Here is a 4,735-nt window from a genome sequence, read left to right as displayed (position 1 = left end):
TAGAATTATTTGTTGCGTTTCGGTTGAATAAACACCGTATAAATAATCCAGTCGTACACGTAAAAAGTTTTCACCTAACCAATCGAATGCCGAATACATTTCGGGAATTACGATTTTGTTTTTGTAAAACAATCCACATTGTCCACCATTGCAAACTTCAAAATAATCTGATCCTAAAACACGGATATCTGTATACTGAAAAGGAACCCATTCTTCGCCATGTGGACTCAAAACGCCGTAGAAATTATTGATTCGTCCCACCAAATTATTTTCTTCTCCCACTTTTATGAGTGTATCAAACGACTCGGGGCGAACACGTTTTCCATGGTGATCCAAAAGGACATATCGTACCCCTATCATTGCCTCTTCCTCCACTTGAATAACATTGCCGTTTAAATCAAAACCTTCTCGTTTGTACTTTATTTTTTTTCCACCGAGTGATGCAATGATGAGCGGACAGTTTTCTACAATCGTATCGAAATCATCTTTCTTCAGTAGTTCCATTCCCGAATAAATCATGTCTGAATGAATGGAATCGCGCTGATTAAAAAAACCAAATTTTCCCTGATCATTTCCTTTAATCACAAATAAATTTCTTTCGCCTTCGCAAAAAGAAAAATCGGGCAGAACAGAATTTAACTTCTCCTTCGGAAACAACAATTTTCCATTATACAAAAGATTCATTCGTCCATTTTTCCCTACCATCATTAAGGAACTTGATCTGGCATCGTCGAAATAATTATTACTGGAATAAAAGGATACATCGACTATAGAATCGTAAGTTCCTTTTAATCGCTTTCCATCGAGCTGATAAATGGTCCAGTCCTGCTTACTCTCTTTATAGCGACTTAAATAAGATGAATACGCATCCGAATTCATTTCGTAATAAGCCGGCGTTATCACTTTGGAATTGTTCTTAAAGACATTAATGCCCTTCACATCAACTTTGCCCTTGCCCGGTTTTAAAATAATTTTTCCCTGAAGATCCGCAAATCCGAATTTTGCATTTTGGTAATACTCCATCTCGTGGCTCATCACCTCTTGGTGTGGAGTCAACTCCATATCGATGTAATAATAAAGTGTATCGGTATATACTTTCATTTTCTTTTCTCCGCCCTCTACCAAAATATAGCCATACTGTACAGGAATAATTTCATTGTAATGCGAAGCTACAATCGTCTTTCGGTCCAGATCGATAATTCCTTTTTTCCCGTTTTCCTCAATTAAAATGGACCGTGGTTTTTGTGCCTCATCATAGATAACTTCAAAGAAAGAATAAACCGGGGGAATGAACTTTTGCATACCCGAATCGAGATAACCGAAATGGGATTCGGAACCAAAAATGGCGCCTTCCATGGAGATGGAGGTTGACAACAACCAACCATGATCCAGTTCAGTGGCAGCGGCTACCTGCTCAATGAATTTTCCGGTATAGGGACAGAATAAAAAATTCCCCGTATTCGAGGTAAACAATAAAGGCGTTCCTTTTTTAAATCGCGTAAAATCGGGAATGGAATAATAAGAGCCCTGGATTCCGGTCCCCGATAAATCAATCCAACCCTGATCGTAATACGCAGTACCGTTAAGACTATCGGATGGTATAATAAGACTATGGATGTATTGAAGGTTCCTAATTCCCTCCCGCAAAAGTTTACCGTCGCAGGAAAGCAAATCCGCATCCAGTTCTGTACGACGTATAAAATCTCTGTAAAAGGAAGGCAAATCACCCGTGTTTTCATCCTGAAAAATTTCCAGACTATCGTACCGAACCGATTTAATTCCCAAAAAGCAAACGGTTGACGAGGGATAATCATCATCGCTGATGGGTAGGATTTCACGGTAAATCGATGGTTCTAGTATCCAATTCCCCTCCCGGGTCTGAATTCCTTCCTTCCCGTTTTGCGCGACTATGGTTAAACGATCGTGACATATGGAAAAACAGTATTTCTGTGCAAATAGCGTTTCACCCTGCACCGCAATCAAAAAAAAGATCAGTATTCGCACCCAATTCACCTTCTGCAGCATCAATTTTTAGTATTTTGCATCGTTCAGAAAAATAAATGTTTTATCCTTCTGTTCCAACGACGAATGAGATCTTTTGTTGCACTATTGATGTTTTTGAGTGTATCGCTGAGCGCCTACACCCAGGAATATGCTCCATTAATACGGAATTACGGTCCACGCGATTACGGTAAAAAGCAAACTCCCAATAATTACAATATCATTCAGGACGACCGCGGAATGATCTACGTAGGTAATACCGGAGGTGTGCTGGAATTTGACGGCACCGGATGGCGATTTATTCCTGTAGTGCAGGGTGCCTATGTGAGTGCCTTGTGCATGGATGAAAACGGAATTATCTATGTAGGCGGATCCGGATTTATCGGAATGATAGCACCCGATAAAAATGGTGATATGGTGTTTAGTAGTCTGGTTGGATTAATCCCCGATGAACTTCAAACTTTTGGACTCATTTTAAGAGCACATTCCACTTCTGAAGGAATATTTTTTCAAGGCATTCAGTACCTGTTTCAATATAAAAACGGAACCATAAGCTCTTATCCGGCTACGGACTCCTATCATTTATCGTTTACCTGCAATTCCACGTTTTATGCCCGCGATCGTGGTGAGGGATTAATTTCAATTGAACAAGGAAAACGTAAAGTAATTTCTGCCGACACCCTTTTTCTGGATAACGGAATTTTCGGAGTTCTACCCTGGAATGAGAAGCAAGATTTAATCGTCGTTCGCGAAAGAGGATTTTATCTGCTGAATAAAACAAACTCTAAAATTGATATTCTGAACAATGATCCTTCATTGTTTTCCATATTGGATATTACGGATGTAGTTCCGGTTAATCACCACCACATTTCATTTGCAGTTTCCACTCAATCGCATGGTATATTTTTGTTCAATGACCAGGGAAAAGCATTACGGCAAATCGACCGCCGATCGGGATTAAGTACGGATGATATCACAAAGTTAATTGTAGACCGCAGCGGAAATCTCTGGGGTGTTTCTCCTTCGGGGTTTCATTTTATCCGTATTGATAGTCCGTTTGAATACTATAACCGTCAACATGGTCTTGATGGTGAAGTTGAATCCATTGCACTGCAGGACGGAAAAATTCTGGTGGGAACCAGTAATGGTTTATTCATTTCCGGAAATTCAGAATTGCGTTTATTCGAATCGTATCCGGGAATTAAATCGAAGGTATATGAGGTACGTAGTTTTGAAGACAAAAATCATCAAGCATTTTGCCTGATTGCTTCTGCCGATGGATTGTTCATTTACCAAAACAATCAATTGCGGAAAATTAGTCACGATATCTTTAACGCTTCCTACTACGATGCATCCAACCAAACCATTCTTGCTATTGGCGGAAATGGAATTTATAGCTTTTCCTACCCTTCAGGAACCTTAACGCAATTGAACCGGAGTGGAATTGCGAGAGGATTACGAATTGAAAAAGACAAATTGCTTTCTACCGCAACCCAATCTCAATTTTGGATTGGTACAACTACCGAAGGTGTGTTTAAAATCAGAATGGGAATTGACGGAAGGTTTAGTGTAGATAATTACACCACGATGGATTATTTGTCGGATGGTTATGTTCGTCCATTTCCCTACCGCGAAGAAATTGTGTTTGCAACCGCCACAGGATTTCAATATTTCATCAGCGAAGAAGAAATCCGTGCCCAGCTTGATGATTCCCTCAAAGGAAAACCTGAATTTGAACGTGGTTATTTCGACTACCTCTCGCTGCTGGATTCCAACTGGCGGAGCGCAATTACTTCGATTGCGGTGGATAAAAAAAATGGAGCCTGGATGGTGGTCGACAATTCCATTCTTCATCTGGAATCGGATGGTAAAATTGACACGCTCACTTTTAAAGAAGTGGATTTGGGAATGATCAATGCCATGGAATATAGTCCCAACGGTTTCCTCTATATCGCAGGGTCCAACGGCATTGTAAAATACGATCCCCGGTTTGAAGGTCGCGATAGAAACCGCCACCCTGTTCTTATCCGTGAAGTCAATTCTGCCAATGGAAAATTCATGTTTAAAGGTTCATTTGGCGATTCACTGGCGCGTATCAATGCTCAAAACGAAAGTTCCATTCCCCAATTGAATTACAGTGAAAATGCATTGCGCTTCCGGTATGCATTTCCATCCTATGAAAGTCCGCAAGCTCCCCTCTACTCCACCAAGCTCGAGGGATACGATGAAAACTGGAGTGAATGGTCCACCGAAAATTCCATTTCCTTTACCAACCTCCACGAAGGTGAATATGTATTCCGTGTTAAAGCAAAAACTATTTCCGGAGAAGAAAGCACCGAAAATGAATTTCGTTTTATCATTCTCGCTCCCTGGTACCGTACCTTATGGGCTTACCTCACCTATGCTTTAATTTTAATTGTCCTCGTTTACATTTCCATTCGCATTGCATCCTATCGTTTAAAACAAAAAAATATTCAACTCGAAAACATTGTTCAGCAACGCACCGCTGAAATTGCACAACAAAACATCGAGCTGGAACATCGCAATGCGGAGATTCTGCATCAGAAACAGGAAATCACCGACTCTATTACCTATGCAAAGCGAATACAGGAAGCCATTTTACCTATTCGCGCAGAAATTCTGCTGCACTTGCCGGATTCGTTTGTATTGTTTAAACCTAAGGATATCGTTTCGGGCGACTTTTTCTGGTTTCACCACAGTGGTGAAGCAAGCA

2 protein-coding genes are annotated in these 4,735 nt (G+C 40.5%); one reads left to right on the top strand and one right to left on the bottom strand.

Features of this window, described 5'->3' with window-relative positions; genetic code table 11:
* Positions 1-2,025, bottom strand: a 2,025-nt coding sequence (locus K1X56_14880; GenBank protein ID MBX7096003.1) for a WG repeat-containing protein, incomplete at its 3' end; no start/stop codon positions are given.
* A 63-nt stretch (positions 2,026-2,088) separates the two neighbouring features.
* On the opposite strand from K1X56_14880, the gene K1X56_14875 reads away from it, so the two are divergent.
* The coding region (locus K1X56_14875) for a hypothetical protein (GenBank protein ID MBX7096002.1) at positions 2,089-4,735 on the top strand (2,647 nt) is incomplete at its 3' end.

The sequence above is a fragment of the Flavobacteriales bacterium genome (assembly GCA_019694795.1).
Classification (GTDB): Bacteria; Bacteroidota; Bacteroidia; order Flavobacteriales_D; family UBA2798; genus UBA2798.
The sequence above is the reverse complement of the archived record's forward strand: the minus strand, read 5'-3'. Positions and strand labels throughout refer to the sequence as shown.